Source organism: Staphylococcus sp. 231237_7MaSpsaltlick, assembly GCF_043107035.1.
Map to the genome: position 1 here is coordinate 16,555 of NZ_JBICNX010000024.1, position 18,226 is coordinate 34,780.

Here is an 18,226-nt window from a genome sequence, read left to right on the forward strand (position 1 = left end):
AGGACAACCAAAAAAGACTAATCCATCAGCTAAACTATGTACCATCAAGTTGACATCGGCTAAATGTATACTTGATGAGAACAAGTCACTGTGATGAATTAGTCCTCATATTTAATAATAAATCTTTGACTTAATATTTAATTAGGCTGTATTTATTCTTTCTCAGCTCGTAATCCTTCGAACTTTAAAATTGGTTGTCGTGCTGCCTTTGTTTCATCTAATCGATCTATAATTGTTGTATGTGGTGCTTCTAATACTTTGTCTGGATCTTCTTTTGCTTCTGTAGCAATTTTAATCATCGTATCACAGAAATAATCTAACGTTTCTTTAGATTCTGTTTCAGTAGGTTCAATCATCATACCTTCATCTACGTTAAGTGGGAAATAAATAGTAGGAGGATGCACACCAAAGTCTAACAGTCTTTTAGCCATATCTAAGGTACGTACACCAAATTCTTTTTGTTTTGAACCACTTAACACAAATTCATGTTTACAATATTGTGGATATGGAATTTCAAAATGCTCTTTTAATCTAGCTTTAATATAGTTGGCATTTAATACTGCTGCTTCTGATACCTCTTCTAAGCCTTTATTACCCATAGATCGAATATACGTATAAGCACGTAAATAAATACCAAAGTTTCCGTAAAATGGTTTTACTCTACCAATTGAATGTTCAATATCATTATCATATTTATATACGCCATTTTCCTTAACCACCATAGGCTTTGGTAAAAAGTTTGCCAATTCTTTTTTTACACCAACAGGGCCAGATCCTGGACCGCCACCACCGTGTGGACCAGTAAAGGTTTTGTGTAAATTTAAGTGTACTGCATCAAAGCCCATATCACCTGGGCGTACTTTATCCATTATGGCATTTAAATTTGCACCATCATAATATAATAAGCCGCCTGCTTCGTGTACAATATTTCTAATTTCCATAATATTTTTTTCAAATATACCTAACGTGTTAGGGTTAGTCAGCATAATCGCTGCAGTATTTTCATTTACAACTCGCTTCAAGTCCTCAATATCAACTTCGCCACGTTCATTTGATTTAACCGTTACCGATTTAAAACCTGCGAATGCAGCAGATGCAGGATTTGTACCATGTGCAGAATCAGGAACAATTACTTCATCACGATGAGATTCTCCATTTTTTTGATGATATGCTTTAAATATCATCAATGCTGTCCACTCGCCATGTGCGCCTGCAGCAGGTTGTAAAGTAACTTCATCCATTCCAGTAATTTCTTTAAGCTCTTCTTGTAAACTATGAATTATTTCCAAAGAACCTTGAATTTGTGACTCATCTTGTAATGGATGAGATTCAGCGAAACCAGGAATTCTAGCAATCTTTTCATTAATTTTAGGATTATATTTCATTGTACATGATCCTAGTGGATAGAAACCTGAATCTACACCAAAGTTTTTATTAGAAAGCTCTGTATAATGTCTTACCAAATCAAGCTCAGAAACTTCAGGTAATTCGGCTTTATTCTTACGAATGAATTTATCATCTAATAATTGATTGACTGCATCCGTATTTATTTCTTTTTTAGGTAATGAATACGCATAACGTCCCTTTTTAGAACGTTCAAAAATTAATGGACTAGATTTACTTACTACCATTTATCTCACCTGCTTTCTCAACAAATAAATCGATTTCTGCTTTAGTTCTAAGCTCTGTAACTGCAACTAACATTACATTGCTTAATGTTTTTGATACTTCGCTCATATCAAACCCACCAATAATACCTTCTTGAACTAATGCATCATTAATATCTTTAACTGGTTTATCAAACGTCACAGTAAATTCATTAAATGAAGTGTCTTCAGAGACTTCAAAACCAGCTTGTTTAAATTGTTCTTTGGCATAGTTGGCATTTTCAAAATTTTGCACTGCTATATCATATATACCTTGCTTTCCTAATGCTGACATGCTTATAGATGATGCTAACGCATTAAGCGCTTGGTTTGAACAAATATTTGAAGTCGCTTTATCACGTCGAATATGTTGCTCTCGTGCTTGTAACGTTAACACAAAACCGCGATTACCATTGGCATCTTCGGTTTGACCTACTAATCTTCCAGGAACTTTACGCATTAACTTTTTAGTTGTAGCAAAGAAACCACAATGAGGTCCACCAAATTGTGCAGGGATTCCGAATGGCTGTGTATCACCTACTACGATATCGGCACCGAATGTACCTGGAGGTGTCAGTAATCCTAATGCTAATGGATTCGCATATACTATAAATAAAGCTTTTTTATCACTAATAAATGATTTAATTTGCTCTAAATCCTCGATTGAACCATAAAAATTAGGATATTGTACTGCAACGGCAGCTGTATCATCATCAATTGCTTGTTCTAATTTAGTTAAGTCGGTAATCGTACCATCTAAATCAACTTCTATTATTTCGAATGATTCACGCGTTTTTACATAAGTTTTTAACACTTGTAACGCTTGATAATGCATCCCTTTAGATACAACAATTTTATTCTTTTTTGTTTGGTTGAAAGCAAGAATGCATGCTTCAGCAAAACTTGTTATTCCATCATACATAGATGAATTAGCAATATCCATATCTGTCAATTCACAGATAAGTGTTTGAAATTCAAAAATAGCTTGTAATTCACCTTGAGAAATTTCTGGTTGATAAGGCGTATACGCAGTATAAAATTCTGATCTTGATATCATCGCATCAACTACAGATGGTGCATAATGATCGTATACACCTGCGCCAAGGAATGATGTATGTGTTTCTTTGGTGATATTTTTCTTAGCAATTCGATTCAAACGCTTTGACAGTATCGTTTCATCTTCACCGTCAGCAATATCTAATTCTCTATTTAATAAAATATCTTCTGGAACATCTCCAAATAATTCTTTAATTGAGCTTGCTCCAATCGTTTTTAGCATTTCATTTTTGTCTTGTTCAGTTAAAGGAATATATCGATGACTCACGTTAGCACCTCTTTATTATTTTGTTATATGATTCTTTTTCACAATTTTAGCTTTCACTTTGCGTTTTCGTACTTGAATTTGTATTTCTTTACCCATTTCAAATTGCTCTCTTTTAATTAAGCCTAAGCCTATAGACTTACCTGATGAAGGTGATTGCGTTCCAGAAGTGACTTCCCCAATTTCATTATCGTCTAAATCAAAAATGACATAACCTGTTCTTGGAATTCCTTTATCAATCATTTCCAAACCAATTGCACGTCGTTCAGAACCATTTTCTTTTTGATCTTTCAATACTGATTTACCAATAAAGTCAGCCTCTATTAACGGTTTTGCAGCAAATGCGATTCCAGCTTCATAAGGTGTAATGGTCTCACTTAAATCCTGTCCATGTAACGGTAATCCAGCTTCCAGTCTTAATGTATCACGAGCGCCTAAACCACATGGAACAACATCTAAACCGATAAGTTTATCCCATAAATATTTGGCATCTTCTGCTTTACAATATATTTCGAAACCATCTTCACCTGTATATCCTGATTGAGAAAGAATGACTGATTTTTCGAAAAATTCTACATTTTGTTTAAATTCAAATGGCTTCATCTCAGAAATGTCAACATTTGTGTTTGCTTGAACTATTTCACGTGCTTTAGGCCCTTGAACAGCCAACTGACTATACTCACTTGAAACATTTTCTACAGCAACATCAAATTCTGTTGCTTGAGCATTAATCCAGTCAAAATCTTTATCAGTATTACCTGCATTTACGACTAATAAATAAGTTTGATCTGCAAGTTGATAAATAATAAGATCATCAATAATTCCACCATTTTCATTGCACAACGCTGTGTACAAAGCTTTAGATGAAGTTAACGTATCCATATCATTAGAAAGTAGGTATTGTACAAATTGCTTTGAATCGGAACCTTTTATTAAAATTTCTCCCATGTGACTTACATCAAATAAACCTACTGAATGCCTTACTGCATTATGTTCTTCTTTGATACTTGAGAATTGTACAGGCATAGCCCATCCGCCAAATTCTACAATTTTTGCACCACTATCTACAAAAGTCTGATATAACGGTGTCTGCTTTAATTCGTTTGACATGAAGAAACCCCCTAATTTTATATTAAAAAAACAGGATAGACATTAAGTCTACCCTGTTAAAACACTCCAGGAATGCGTCACAATATTATCCTTTTGCCTGAGAGTTTCGTTAAACTTGCACCTTCGGCGATGAATTGTATTTTTCACAATTCATTCTCTCTAATACTGATCATTCGCATAAAACCATTTCTTGAATTATATGATATAACTCTGGAAGTGGCTGATTACTATTCAATTTGGTGAATGCGATTTCATTATATCTTGAAACCCTTGAGGAATACAAGCTTTTTAATTCAAAAAAACTTTTATTATTTGCATTAGGCCGATTACTATCATTTTTGATTCTTTCATAAACAATATTTAAGTCGCAATCTAGCCAAATTACATTATGTCTTGATTTCAATAAATTAAATGCATCAGGTCCTTCGACTATACCGCCACCAGTTGAAATTACATCATATTGTTCTATACATTGTTGTAAATAAAGAAACTCCAAATTCCTAAAACCCGTTTCTCCTATTTTATCAAAAATTTCTGGGATAGAACGTTGCTCTTGGCTTACAATATACTCATCTAAGTCAATATAATTCAAGCCATCGTTTGAAGCGATATACTCCCCTAATGTAGTTTTACCTGTACCCATAAAGCCAATAAAGATAAGTGGTGCTTTTTTATTTGTTTTCAATTGTATCGCCCTTTTTGTCAAAACTATTTAATTGTCTATCATAATAGCTTTCTATATTATTTAACATTTTCAGCTGAATGATAAACCGCGCTGAATACGCGCTAATTAGAGTTAAATATAGCACAAAAATCCACATTACAAAAGGATACAAATAACCATTTAATCTAAAAATAAATTTGTCTTTCAATCAATTCCCCCTTAATATAAAGTTTAAGTTTTAACTTGATAAAATCGTTGTTAACTTTTTGAAAATATACACTGCGAATATTGTTTATCATCGTTATATTACCTGAATGGTTAACGGTCTTAATTAATTTGTTATTTCTAAAACGATACGTAATAATCTGATTTCCTTGCTTTAAAGTCAAAGTATTTCCTATATCATTTATTGAAACATATTTTGCATTATGTACGACTTGATCATCTGTAAGATCCTTCGCTAGATAAATTAATTCCGCATCATCAAAATCAGCAATTTTATTAAATGTTGAAACGGATTTAATTAAAATAGGTATCAGTGCACATATGATACTAATAACAAGTAATACAAAGAGTAACTCAAGATATGTAAAACTATTTATTTTTTTGAGATATACAGATTTCATCATGACTCTCCTTGTCAATAATGCAATATTTACCATTTAGTCCTGTGATTTGATATCGATAAATATTAAATGTACTGTTTCCATTAGTTTTGGGATTCTTTACTAAAGTTGACATAAGGATGCGCTTCATTTCGATTCGATTTTGTTGGTGATTTAGTTGATGTAGCATATGATTTAACATCGGGAAATAAAACAAACATAAGCTAGTGATTATTGATAATGAAAGAAGTGCATCAATTAAGAGTGATGAATGAAGATTATACTTTTTCATAACGAATTCTACCCTTTTCTAAATGAAATATTATTCTATAAACCGTTTCATTTAAATTGATAAATATACTTCCAAACTTATTGGTGTTTCCGTTTTTTTCAAAAGTAATTGTTTTGAGGTTGGTTCTATAATATATATAGCCATTTTGAGGTAATTGAAGTTTTCGTGTCTCATGATATTGTTCTAAAATAACAATATCTGTTGAGTTTGGTGTTATAAGAAGAGTTATGGGTTGATTATCTTTTATTGCTATGGATTTAATATAATTTAAGTTCATAATAAAATTTTTTATTTTGTTTTCGTCATTAATGCTATCTAATCGTTCCATTGGTATAAATTTAAATTGAATCATAATTAAAGTAGTTATAATACTTAGTACAAGTAGCATTTCTAACAATGTGAAAGCTCTGCTAGTTGGCAATAGCTTCACCATTATTTATAGTAATTGTTGCGCCAGATTTACAATATTTTTGATTTTCTTTTAAATATCCTTTTTGAATTAAATCGTCAATAGAGTCTGGATTTTTATTATATTTTAATGCGAAAGCTTCAATTTGACTGTCTACCATTTTTAATTGCGCTTCGCATCCTGTTTCCTGTATGGATTTAGATTGTTTTGATATATTTGGAATGATTAATATAAGTAATAAACTTATGATTAATAAAACTAAAAGCATTTCAATTAAAGTAAAAGCATCTTTATAGTTAAATTTCGGTTGTTTATACATTGGTCATCGCCCTCCTAAACTATTTTATAGTTTGTATTAGTTCAAACATAGGTAACATAATTACCAAGTACAGTATGACAATCAATCCTGCTAGAATAACAAATATTATTGGCTGGATAAACTTAATAATTGTTTGTAATTGCTTTTCTATTTTCGAAATAATGATTTCACTGTATAGTTTTAATTCTATTTCTAATTTCCCCTCCTTTTCCCCAGCTTTTATAAACTTAATTAATCCAGGTTCGAAGCAGCCGGTCTCTTTTAAAACATCACTCAAATTTAACCCCTTTTGTAAACCTAAATTAATGATATTTGACAGGTAATTAAGGTACGGATCACTCTCTTGATTAGCATAAATTTCGACAATACTTTGTAAAGAAATACCATTTTTATAAAACAACGAAAACTCTGTAGCTAATCTATATGTTTTATACCTGATAAATAGTTTTCTCAGGATTGGTAGTTTGCTTATAAGTTGTATTTTCTTTGCAACTGAACACGATCGATAATAACAAATAGTCAATATTACAATCAGAGAAATTATTATTACAATTAACAATAGAATTAAAGGTAAATTAAAGATAATTGAAGTAAGTATGATTTGTAAGACAGAAAGTTCGACACCCATATTTAAATATAATGATTTAAATTCTGGAATTATCGTGTAATTTAAAATCATAATCATGATAATAAAAAAACTTAAAAGCACTAATGGATATTGCACCGTCTTATAGAAATTTTGTTTGATTTTATAATTTCGTAATAGAAAATCTTCAACATTATTTAAATAGAGTGTTAAATCTCCAAAAATTTCCGAAAAATAAACAAGCATTATAATAGACTTGGGAAATTTTAAAATTGCAAAGATTTCGGAACAACCAAAACCTTTCTTTACCGAAGCATATAAATCTTGTTTTAAAGTGCTTGATTTTAATTCAACTTGCTCAAATAAGAATGTTAGTGATTCTGACAGAGTAAAACCATGCCTTAACAAAATGTTTAACCTCTTAACAAAGTCAATACGTTGTTTATCATTCATTGATTTACACGTAACTTTGTTAACTATAGCGATCAAGTATTTCTTCACGAATCACACCTTCTTTGGACATCATTTGTAGTTTATAATGGAGACTTTCAAAATTTACAGGTAACTTTTGTTCATGATTGAAAAAATATTCAATATCTGCAGTAGACAAAGTTTCATATATTAATAACCTATCTTGTTTATTTGTTGTAATAAGTCGTTGATTGATGATTGCTAATATAGACTGTTGTATTTCTTGAGCACTACACCCCATTTCTAGCAATCTTAATAATGTACCCTTACAATTACTAGCATGAATTGTTGTAAGCACTAAATGACCACTAAGACTAGCTTGAAGTACATACTTAGCAATCGTCTCATCTCGTATTTCTCCAATTAGAATTATATCTGGATCACAACGTAAAATAGCTTTAAATGAAGAGGCATAGTTTATCCCTGCCTTTTCATTAATTGATACTTGTGTTATACCTTGAATTAAAGTTTCGACAGGATCTTCAATTGTAATTATATTTAAATTTAGATTATCTTTAGCATACTTTACTAATTGGTACATCAAGGTGCTTTTTCCTGATCCAGTAGGACCACTTAATAATATTAGACCTTGTTTCTTGTTCATTAACCTATATAAATCTAATAATTCACTTGATCGTTTAGGTTCACTAAAAAATTGTGGAATAATACGAATAACACAACTTTCATTTCCTAAAGATAGTGGGAGCGTAGAAATTCTCAAATAATATAATTGTTTAAATTTATATAGATATCTACCACTTTGAGCTGTATTATGGTTTGCTACATCAAGACCAGCTTGATATTTCATGAAAGTCAGTAACTTTTGATATAACGTCTGATGTATCGTTTCAATAAATATAAATTGGTCATTAATTCTGAACTTCAATATCACCTCATTGTCACTAGGAATAAAATGAATATCTGAAGCTTTTCTTGTTAGGGCTTTACCTAAAATATTATTAAATAATAATTGCAATTAAAAAGACACCTCCTACATATATACACGTAGAAGGTGTCTTTTTTACTTTATTTAATTTAATTTTTTAGCCGTGTAAAAACGGGTTTAATTGTTCATCTGCAACTGTAGTATATTCGCCATGTCCTGGGAATAATGGTAAGTCATCATCTAATTCAAAAATCTTATCTAAAATAGAGTCAACGAGTGTTTCGTAATCTCCTTTGTATAAGTCGGTACGTCCAATACCTTGATTAAATAAAGTATCACCTACGACTGCAAACTCATCGAAAACATATGTCAAACTACCAGGAGAATGACCAGGTGTATGCAATATATTAAATTTAAATTCATCAATATTGAATTCACCTTCCTCAAGTGACTTGGGTTGTGCATTGCTTGTTATTGAAGGTAAACCGTATTGTTTAAATGCTGCAGATCCATTTTTATTAACATCTGTTAGAAAATCAAATTCTGACTTATGCATGTATACAGGAACATCATATTTAGCAAGGACATCGTCTAATGCTGCTATATGATCAAAGTGTGCATGTGTTAATAAAATTGCTTTAACAGGTTTGTTAATTTGATTAAGTTTTTTAAAAATTAAATCACTGTCACCAGCTGGATCAACAATTAATGTATGTTGGTCACTTTCGATAAAATAACAATTTGTTGATACTTGACCTAAAGTCAAACTTGAAATTCTCATTTTATTTGCCTCCATCATTTAAATGCTTTTGAACAGCGGTTACCTTGTCACCCATTTTTCTAGATTTATCACGACGGTCATCAATTCTAATATTCGTACATACTCGGTCTAAGCCTTTGTTAAAAGGTAGTTCATGGATGACTTGTACAACTTCTAATAAATCCTTTAAATCGCCCTCTATTAAAGTATTCATTGGTGTTAATTGATAGTCAATTTTACCTGCTGCTTTATATTCTTTTAATTTAGATTGAATCTCAGCTATATATTTACTTACACTTGGACCTTCTGTTCCTACTGGAATTACTACAACATCAACAATAGCCATTATTTAACACCTTCCTTTTCAATAATATAAGTATAAATCAATCCAGCAGCGCCTGTGATGCCTGCATCATTTCCTAATTGTGCTTGAACAATTTCAGTACCTTCTTGAGCTGGAGAAAATGTTAAATTATGATATTCAGTCTTAATATTTTCAATCAATATCAAGCCGGCTGTAGACATACCGCCACCTAAAACAATATATTTAGGATTACTCGTAACACTTACAATACTGCATAAATAAGCAATATAATTCGCAACACGTTCAGTAATGAATATACAGAATTGGTCACCTGCTTTTGCAGCATCAAACACAGCTTTAGCTGTAACTTTATTGTCTTTAATCAATTGTAAGATTGAGGATTTGAAAGTAAGTTTAGGATAATAAAAGTTAACTAAATTAACAACACCAGTAGCAGATGCTACAGTTTCTATACAACCCGATTTGCCACAATTACACTTGAAACGTTGATCATGATCTACTCTAAAGTGACCAATTTCAGCACCTGAACCATTATGACCATGTACGATTTCACCATTTGAAATAATACCTCCACCTAATCCAGTTCCTAAAGTAATTGCCACAACATCGTCGGCGCCCTGGCCAGCCCCTTTATGTTTCTCACCAAGTGCAGCCACATTTGCATCATTATCTACATACACTGGACAATCAACAAATTGTTGGAAAATTTCTCTCACATTAACATCACCGTGCCAATAGAGATTAACTGCCCCATGTACAATTCCAGTTTCAAAATTAACAGGACCTGGGACGCCTATTCCTACACCTAACACATCTGAAAAATTGTATTCAGTTTTTGCAACTGCATCTACGAATGAATCATAAATGTTTTTCAACAATAAATATCCTGTAGTATCAGTTGTATCCGTATCAATTGACCATTTAGAAATACGATCTAAATTTTCGTCAAAAATACCTAGTTTACAAGTAGTTCCACCAATATCTGCTGCTAATATAATCTTCTTCATCTATTTATTCATTCCTTCTCTGATTTATAATTAATCTAGACTTCAAATATTCATCCTTAGATATTAATTTATATTGAAATAGAGAGTGAATTTCCTGCTCCATCATTTCATACATATCATTTTTATCTTTAAAGTAAATAATGAAGCCAAATTTTTTCAATAGCTGTTGTACATCATAAAAAGTTGATAAATTATGATTCATCATCTTGATCACTCAATTCTTTATGTAAGTTGACGTAATCATCATTTGATGGGTCAATTTTAAGCGCTTTTTTAATGTATTTCAATGCTTTTTCATTATCGTCGAGTGATCTATTTGCAATGGCTAATTCATAATTTAAAATACCTGAGTTAGGGAAATAACTCAATCCTCTTTCCCATGTTGCCACACCCTCTGCTTTAGAATCAATTGTTGCAATAATGAGTCCTTTTAAATAATATGTTTCATCGTCGGCATATTTCTTTTCGATTGTTTGTTGAACCATTTCTTTTGCCTCTTTATAATTATTATCTTTCATTTCATTTTTGATAATTGTGTTATAAATATTATCTTCTTTTATAGTAAATATTCTGATTTGTGCAGCTATAAATAAAATTAATATTATAATTAATAATATCCAGAAACGGGTTCTATTTTCCTTGAAATAATAACCTATTAATGTGATTAATACGCCCCCAACAAAACCTCCAATATGTGCAACAATATTGACGTTATGCATAAATAGTGACAAGCCAATTAAAATAACTAGGACTATCAGAAGTTGTCCTATTACCTTACGATCGAATCGTTGGCTAATATACATAAATGCGAAAATTGCACCAATTAAACCGAAAATCGCACCACTGGCACCTACGGACACAGTATCTGTATTAAAGGATAAAGAAGCAAAGTTACCAAACAAACCTGATATGATATAAATAGCAAGCATGCGCCAATGACCGACGATTGACTCAACAATTTTCCCAAATATAAATAAGCTCAACATGTTCATTAATATATGTTCAAAATTAAAATGTAAAAATATCGAGGTAATCAACCTATACCATTCACCATGTACCACATTAAAGTGCACTAATCCACCAACATCAAGTAATTTAAAATCTGAAAATCGATTTAATATTAAAAACATCAGTAACCAAATAATGACATTAATCGCTATTAATGTGTACGTTACAGGTGAAAATTTAACCATGTGCTTTTCGATTGGATTGGTATTTAAAGCTCTATTTTTATAAAATGTTTTAGTTTGTTTATTCTGTCTATTAAAAACTGTTTTTATTGCTATATTTGGCAATAATTTATCAATTTCTTTACTATCTCTGATGATTTTAACTCTAAATTTCGTATCTTCATATTCATCTAGATTTTCATCGGTAAAGGTTTTTTCTGTAAAAATATATAATTCATATTTATTTGGTGTAAAGCCTAAAAATGAAGTAATATCTGCTTTATGATCTTGGATTCTACTTTTATCGAATCGTACTTCTTGAGCAGAATTCGCACCATATTTAAAAACGACAATTGATGACTTTTTCTCATTGACTAACCAAATTTCGCTATCATCAGTATTTTGATGTATCACTTGATAGTCGAGATATTTCACCCAAGTATATATACATTTCCAAAAATACTTTTCAGTAATCATTTTTGCCTCCGTTATTTAGTTGTAGCAATTATTAATTTCTCAACTGGTTGGTCATGGGTTTCAGGTTCAAAGTTACTCAGTTGAAAATCATATATTAAACTTATAGTCTGTTGCTTATTGCGACTTAAAAATTTATCGAAATAACCGCCGCCATAACCAATTCGGTACCCCATCTGATTGAATACTACGCCCGGAACGATAAGTAAATCTAAATTATCAGTAATTTCAGTGTCATCTTTGACATGATTTATCCCTTTATCATCTAGACCAATATTATCTAGATTTAATAGCGCCTTAAAATGCATTGTTTTATTTATATAATCTGTTTCGGGTACGAATACGTGTTTATTATCTCTTAACATATCTGTAATTATATTATATGTATCAACTTCATGTTCCATAGATAAAACAATACCAACTCGTTTGGCCTGTTTATATTCCTCAGTATCATATAAACGTTTGGCTAATTCTTTATCAATTGATGGTTTGTTTTCATTAGTTTTGAAATCATTCATTGTACTTAATTTGCTATGGCGTAATATTTTCTTACTCACTAGAACACCTTCCCATAATACATACTGTTAATATTATAACGTTAATGAATTATAATGTCATTAAAGTGAATTATTAAAAAGAATAAAATTCATATTTTACAAAAAAATACCAGATTCTAAAGATAGAATCTGGTCTAAAATAATTATTATTTTGTTTCACGGTGCAATGTATGTTTGTTATCACGAGCACAGTGTTTTTTCATTTCAATACGTTCAGGATTAGTACGTTTATTTTTTTTAGTAATGTAGTTTCTTTCTCCACATTCTGTGCAAGCAAGTGTTACGTTTACGCGCATGCTAATTCCTCCTTACCTTTTCAAAATACGACCTATTTATCATACCATTTAGTTATAAAATTGAAAAGTATTATTTTTTATTAAAGACGATTATAACAGTGTCTAAGATATATTTTATCGTAATAAATTTAATCTTTATCCTTATTCTTGAAGTAATAGTTTATAACATCTCTACCTAAATCACCACCGTTTAACCAAGGCTCTGGTACAGGTTGATTTGTATAGACGATAGAAAATGCAAGTTTAGGGTTATTAGCTGGTGCATATCCAATATATGTTGAATTTACTCTAGGTTTGCCGTCTTGGAATACTTCAGCAGTACCTGTTTTACCAGCTGATGGTACGTCAGTATTTTTGAAACTTTGATATCCAGTACCCTCTTGCTTGTTAAATGCCATATAAAAACCATCTTTTACTTCGTCAAGTTCATTCTGGCTATTATTCACTCTATTTAACACAGTACCTTTTATTTTAGATTTAACTGGACCTAATGAATCTTTGTTTGTTGCCTTTCTGACTTCTAAACCAATATGCGGTTGTATACGATAGCCATTATTACCAATTGTAGAAACGTATTGTGATAACTGTAATGGTGTGTACGTATCATATTGTCCAATTGCTAAATCAAGATAGTTACCAGGATTATTTGTTAAAGGTTCGGTTTGACCACTTGTCTCATTTGGTAAATCAATTCCGGTTTTAACTCCTAGTCCAACCTGATTAAGACCTTTACGTAATTTTTGTCCTGCCGTTGTTATATCTGAAGGTAGTGTCATATTAGGTGTATAAGGGGCACCAGCCATCTTCAATGCTGTTTTAAACATGTATACGTTAGATGAATGCATCAGTGCTTCTTTATCATTAATCGTTACCTTACCATCTTGGTTGAAGTAAGAATGTTTAGATAGACCGCCAGCAAATTTTAATGGTTCATCGACCATTTCTTCACCAACATTGATTGCATTATTCTGATAACCTGCTAATAATGTTCCACCTTTAACGGATGAACCAACAGCATATTGTGATGTAAAGGTTCCTATATCATAATCTGTCAAATCACCATTTTTATCAATTTGCTTACCTGCCATAGCTAAGATATCACCATTATTAGGATTTTGAACAACCATTAGAGCATTGTCCATATCTTTGGCACCTTCACTACGTAATTTTTGGATTTGTTCCTCCAAATACTTTTCAGTTTTACGTTGTAAATCAATATCGATACTTAATACTAAATCGTCACCACGTGACCCAGGATTAACCACTTTAGAATTAATGACATCCCCTGACTTATCAGTAGTGTACTTCATTTCTTTCTTTTTGCCTCTTAAAATATCATCATATTGATATTCTAGGTAAGATTTTCCGACACGATCATTACGAGAGTAACCTTTAGCTAAATATTTTTCGGTTAATTCTTTAGGAATCCCTTCTTCAGTTGTAGAAACATCTCCAAACACACCTCTTAACGTGTTTTTATATGGATATGTACGATCCCAATCAGTCGTAGTATTCACACCGGGTAAATCAGATAATTTTTGTGAAACTGCTGCGTATTCTTTGTTTGATACATCATCATTTTTAATTGTCTGCGGATCAAGTGCAGATCCTGACATCATTTGACGATAAATTGCTAATACTTGTAAATCCTTTTTAGATAATGAATCCATTTGTTTTTTTCCTATCTTTTTATACAAAGTTTCATCATAATCATCTTGAGAAATACTACCATCATCAAGCATTTGTTGTTCATTCTTCATTAAATCTTTAGCTTTGTTCGGATGGATTTGTATCCAATAGTCTTGCTTATCGCGGTCGGTAATCTTATCCGTATCCATCTTGATTAAATCGGATAAAGACTTAGCAGTTTTTAACACTTCAGCTTGTGTTGTCTTTCTGCCACGCGTATATGTAATAGCTTTTTTCGACGCATTATCTACTAGCACTTTACCGTTTCTGTCTAATATGCGTCCTCTGGGTACAGCCTCATTAATAGTTAAATTTTCACTGTTCTTAATGAGTTGCTTATAATGAGAACCTTGTGCTATTTGCAAGTAACCCAACCTTAATACGATTATTGCGAAGATGAATACAATAACTCCAAATATAAAGCCAATTCTTTTGTTCATGACATTCATGATCTTTTCATCGTTCGATTTTTCTTTTAATCTTTTTAACACAATAACATACCTCTATTCAAAAGTTCTCATAATAAATGATATATGAAATTTAAGATTATTTCTATTATTTTACTAAAAAAAATGACGACCTTTATAAAGGCCGTCATTAGCGCATACATAAATTATTTTGCAGCGTTATATAACTCGTCAACTTTTTCCCAGTTAACAACATTCCAGAAAGCACTGATATAATCTGGACGTTTGTTTTGATATTTAAGGTAATATGCGTGTTCCCATACATCTAAACCTAAGATAGGTGTTTTACCTTCAGTAATAGGGTTGTCTTGGTTAGGTGTAGTAACGATTTCTAAGTTACCGTTATTTACAACTAGCCATGCCCAACCTGAACCAAAGCGTGCTGCAGCTTTATCTGCAAATTCTTCTTTAAATGCATCTAAAGAACCCCATTGTTCTTTAATTTTATCAACTACAGTACCTTTTTCTTCAGAGTTAGGAGTTAATAATTCCCAGAATAATGAGTGGTTTAAGTGTCCACCACCATTATTTCTAACAGCTGTTTGAATATTTTCTGGTACACTGTCTAAGTTTGCAACAATTTCTTCGATTGATTTAGATTCTAAATCAGTACCTTCAACTGCAGCATTTAATTTAGTTACATAAGTGTTGTGGTGTTTACCATGGTGGATTTCCATAGTTTCTTTGTCAATATTAGGTTCCAACGCGTCGAAACCATAAGGTAAATTTGGTAATTCAAAAGCCATAAATAATCATCCTCCTAATTAATCTTTAAATAAAGCATAACAACTTATACAAATGACAACAATTAATTTGCTTTTAAAAGTAAAATATAAATGTCATAGCATGATGTTTGTCATCTTTAGTTACAATATAAGTATATCTCAAAATGAGAATATTTAAACATCATAAACCAACTATTTTCAAAATTCAAACTAATTCATACTAATGACCTATGTTTTATTGTTCATTTGATTGTATATCTAAGAAATAAATGTCAAATTACACCAATTATAATTATTACGCTTGCTTACAAGCTTCACAAATTCCATACACTTCCAATTTATGTGTATGAATTTCTACGTTTGGTAAGAATGATTTAACTTCATCTATTGGACAAAAATCTATTACTTTAGTGTCCCCACATACTTCACAAATAAAATGATGGTGATGATGATTTGTACAGGCAATTCTAAATTTCATTTCTCCGTCTAATTCTGTGTTTTCAACGATGCCTAATTCTTTAAATAAATGCAGGTTTCTATACACTGTATCAAAAGAAATACCTGGATATGTGTAATCCATTTTTTGTTGAATATGCTTAGCATTTATATATTTATCTTCTTTGACAAAAATATCTAACATTTCTCTTCTTTTATCTGTATATTTATGTCCATTCTTTTTTAAAATGCTAATTGCGTCATCAGTTTTCATTTTCAACAGATCCTTTCATAGAATTTATTCTTAATTTTTGAATAAGCATTGTTAAAGCAAGCATTAATACAAGTAAGACAACAATGACTCCACCCGGGGAGATATTAATATAAAATGCAAGTATTAACCCACCAACAACTGATAATTCACCAATGATAATGCTCAATATAATTAATTGTTTAAATCCTTTTGTGATGCGTATAGAGATAGCTACAGGTAATGTTATTAATGCACTAACTAATAATATACCTACGACACGCATCGATGCAGAGATAACCATTGCTACAATGACAATAAACATCAACTGTATCCATTTTGGAATCCCTATCACTTTACTATATTCTTCATCGAAAACGAGTATAAACATTTCCTTATAAAAAGAGATGATGAACACTAGTACAATGACTACAATTGCAACAATTGTAAGTACATCGCTTTTCGTAACGGCACTTATAGAACCAAATAAAAGTCCAACGACCTCTTGATTAAACCCGTCTGCTAAAGATATAAAAATCGCACTTAAGGCAATACCAGTACTCATAATAATAGGAATAGCAATTTCCTGATAATTACTATAAGACGTACGTAGTTTCTCGATTAGTATAGCGCCAATAACAGCAAATAATATACCAAACCAAATTGGGTTTATAAACGTTAACACCGGAGCGATTGTAATGATAAACATACCAAAGGATATACCACCTAAAGTCACATGACTCAATGCGTCTGCAATAAGTGATAAACGCTTCACAACAATAAATGCACCGATTAATGGCGCAATAAACCCTATTAGCAATCCGCTTAATAGTGAATAGCGCATAAAATCGAAGTTTAGTAACGCTTCTATCATGATGAACAACACTCCCTATTATGTTGGTGATCTACGAATTGTATAGGATGACCATAAATTTTTGAAATTTCTACCTCATCTAAAGATTTAAACTCTTCAGTTGAACCATGGAAGTGTAGGTGTTTGTTTAAACAAGCAACCTCAGTTGCGGTATCAGCAACAACACCTATATCATGTGTTACCAAGATAATCGTAACGCCTTCTTGCTTTAATCGTTGTAATGTTTCATAAAATTCACTTACATGTTTAGCATCGATACCATTTGTTGGTTCGTCTAATATTAGTACTGATGGCTCACTGATTAATGCACGAGCAATTAATACACGCTGTTGTTGTCCACCAGATAATTCAGCAATATTTTTATCAATTAAGTTTGATATATTCAAACGCTGTAATACAGTTGCAACCTTTTTTTCATCTTCTTTGTTAAAGCGCTGAAATAATTTTTTTCTTTTGGTTAATCCGCTTAGGACTACCTCTTTAACGCTTGCTGGAAAGCCAGACTTAAATGCTTGTGCTTTCTGCGATACATAACTAATTTTTAACATAGATTGTTTACCATTATAATCTATACCATCAACATAAATTTTACCTTTTTGAATAGGTAATAGGCCTAGGATAATCTTTAATAAAGTTGACTTTCCTGCGCCATTTGGACCTACAATGGCTAAAAATTCACCACGATTTATTTTTATATTGATGTTTTCTAATACATGTTTATTGTCAAAAAAGTAATCAATATTATTCAATTCAAATACAGGAGTAGACATGTTTTCACCTCGTTCTATACTATACAACGTGAAAAACATTATGTAAATAGTAATGTTTACGAATTAAAACAAACTACCTTTAATCAGTTGTAATTGCGTCAAAAATTTATATATTTCTA

The 18,226-nt window shown here is 31.3% G+C and carries 21 protein-coding genes and 1 riboswitch; all 21 genes read right to left on the minus strand.

Annotated elements, in window-relative coordinates:
* Positions 1–152: 152 nt before the first annotated feature.
* Entirely contained in the window at positions 153–1,631 is a 1,479-nt protein-coding gene (gcvPB, locus tag ACF91D_RS25325) for an aminomethyl-transferring glycine dehydrogenase subunit GcvPB (protein WP_107527751.1), read from the minus strand.
* Positions 1,618–2,970: an aminomethyl-transferring glycine dehydrogenase subunit GcvPA gene (gene gcvPA / locus ACF91D_RS25330; RefSeq protein ID WP_042738592.1), complete on the minus strand. Its 1,353-nt coding sequence runs from the start codon at positions 2,968–2,970 to the stop codon at positions 1,618–1,620. Before gcvPA ends, gcvPB begins: the two co-directional genes overlap by 14 nt.
* A 15-nt stretch (positions 2,971–2,985) precedes the next feature.
* Positions 2,986–4,077, minus strand: a complete 1,092-nt coding sequence (gene gcvT, locus ACF91D_RS25335) for a glycine cleavage system aminomethyltransferase GcvT (protein WP_107527752.1) — start codon at positions 4,075–4,077, stop codon at positions 2,986–2,988.
* A gap of 75 nt (positions 4,078–4,152) precedes the next feature.
* Positions 4,153–4,250: riboswitch (glycine riboswitch) on the minus strand.
* Positions 4,247–4,720 (minus strand): shikimate kinase, encoded by a 474-nt coding sequence (locus ACF91D_RS25340; RefSeq protein ID WP_107512984.1) that lies wholly within the window; start codon positions 4,718–4,720, stop codon positions 4,247–4,249. Its footprint overlaps the riboswitch before it by 4 nt.
* A 206-nt stretch (positions 4,721–4,926) precedes the next feature.
* Positions 4,927–5,367 (minus strand): competence type IV pilus minor pilin ComGF, encoded by a 441-nt coding sequence (locus ACF91D_RS25345; RefSeq protein WP_182475602.1) that lies wholly within the window; start codon positions 5,365–5,367, stop codon positions 4,927–4,929.
* Between the two features lie 257 nt (positions 5,368–5,624).
* On the minus strand, positions 5,625–6,059 hold the full coding sequence (gene comGD, locus ACF91D_RS25350) for a competence type IV pilus minor pilin ComGD (RefSeq protein WP_392437914.1): 435 nt from the start codon (positions 6,057–6,059) through the stop codon (positions 5,625–5,627).
* Positions 6,049–6,366 (minus strand): competence type IV pilus major pilin ComGC, encoded by a 318-nt coding sequence (comGC, locus tag ACF91D_RS25355; protein WP_042738587.1) that lies wholly within the window; start codon positions 6,364–6,366, stop codon positions 6,049–6,051. Before comGC ends, comGD begins: the two co-directional genes overlap by 11 nt.
* 19 nt (positions 6,367–6,385) lie before the next feature.
* Positions 6,386–7,453, minus strand: coding sequence for a competence type IV pilus assembly protein ComGB (gene comGB / locus ACF91D_RS25360; protein WP_259340275.1), 1,068 nt, complete (start codon positions 7,451–7,453; stop codon positions 6,386–6,388).
* Complete coding sequence (gene comGA, locus ACF91D_RS25365; RefSeq protein ID WP_107527940.1) at positions 7,425–8,399, minus strand: competence type IV pilus ATPase ComGA; 975 nt, start codon at positions 8,397–8,399, stop codon at positions 7,425–7,427. Before comGA ends, comGB begins: the two co-directional genes overlap by 29 nt.
* A 67-nt stretch (positions 8,400–8,466) precedes the next feature.
* Positions 8,467–9,090 (minus strand): MBL fold metallo-hydrolase, encoded by a 624-nt coding sequence (locus tag ACF91D_RS25370; RefSeq protein WP_107527939.1) that lies wholly within the window; start codon positions 9,088–9,090, stop codon positions 8,467–8,469.
* A 1-nt stretch (position 9,091) separates the two neighbouring features.
* Positions 9,092–9,415 carry an MTH1187 family thiamine-binding protein gene (locus ACF91D_RS25375; protein ID WP_042738585.1) on the minus strand — a complete coding sequence of 108 codons (324 nt, stop codon included), beginning with the start codon at positions 9,413–9,415 and terminating at the stop codon, positions 9,092–9,094.
* Positions 9,415–10,401 (minus strand): glucokinase, encoded by a 987-nt coding sequence (locus ACF91D_RS25380; RefSeq protein ID WP_042738584.1) that lies wholly within the window; start codon positions 10,399–10,401, stop codon positions 9,415–9,417. The genes ACF91D_RS25375 and ACF91D_RS25380 overlap by 1 nt, the downstream gene beginning before the upstream one ends.
* A gap of 4 nt (positions 10,402–10,405) precedes the next feature.
* On the minus strand, positions 10,406–10,603 hold the full coding sequence (locus ACF91D_RS25385) for a YqgQ family protein (protein WP_042739023.1): 198 nt from the start codon (positions 10,601–10,603) through the stop codon (positions 10,406–10,408).
* Positions 10,593–12,047, minus strand: a complete 1,455-nt coding sequence (locus ACF91D_RS25390; protein ID WP_107589641.1) for a rhomboid family intramembrane serine protease — start codon at positions 12,045–12,047, stop codon at positions 10,593–10,595. The genes ACF91D_RS25385 and ACF91D_RS25390 overlap by 11 nt, the downstream gene beginning before the upstream one ends.
* 11 nt (positions 12,048–12,058) lie before the next feature.
* Entirely contained in the window at positions 12,059–12,601 is a 543-nt protein-coding gene (locus ACF91D_RS25395) for a 5-formyltetrahydrofolate cyclo-ligase (RefSeq protein WP_107527455.1), read from the minus strand.
* A gap of 146 nt (positions 12,602–12,747) precedes the next feature.
* Complete coding sequence (rpmG, locus tag ACF91D_RS25400; RefSeq protein WP_042738581.1) at positions 12,748–12,897, minus strand: 50S ribosomal protein L33; 150 nt, start codon at positions 12,895–12,897, stop codon at positions 12,748–12,750.
* 128 nt (positions 12,898–13,025) lie between these two features.
* Entirely contained in the window at positions 13,026–15,077 is a 2,052-nt protein-coding gene (locus ACF91D_RS25405) for a peptidoglycan D,D-transpeptidase FtsI family protein (protein ID WP_107527454.1), read from the minus strand.
* 122 nt (positions 15,078–15,199) lie between these two features.
* A complete protein-coding gene (locus ACF91D_RS25410) occupies positions 15,200–15,799 on the minus strand; it encodes a superoxide dismutase (RefSeq protein WP_042738579.1) in 600 nt (199 codons plus the stop codon).
* A gap of 274 nt (positions 15,800–16,073) precedes the next feature.
* A complete protein-coding gene (locus tag ACF91D_RS25415) occupies positions 16,074–16,487 on the minus strand; it encodes a Fur family transcriptional regulator (protein WP_042738578.1) in 414 nt (137 codons plus the stop codon).
* Entirely contained in the window at positions 16,477–17,337 is an 861-nt protein-coding gene (locus tag ACF91D_RS25420) for a metal ABC transporter permease (RefSeq protein ID WP_042738577.1), read from the minus strand. The genes ACF91D_RS25415 and ACF91D_RS25420 overlap by 11 nt, the downstream gene beginning before the upstream one ends.
* The gene (locus ACF91D_RS25425) at positions 17,334–18,107 is read right to left on the minus strand and encodes a metal ABC transporter ATP-binding protein (protein ID WP_107527453.1); all 774 of its coding nucleotides are present in this window, start codon (positions 18,105–18,107) and stop codon (positions 17,334–17,336) included. The genes ACF91D_RS25420 and ACF91D_RS25425 overlap by 4 nt, the downstream gene beginning before the upstream one ends.
* Positions 18,108–18,226: the final 119 nt, after the last annotated feature.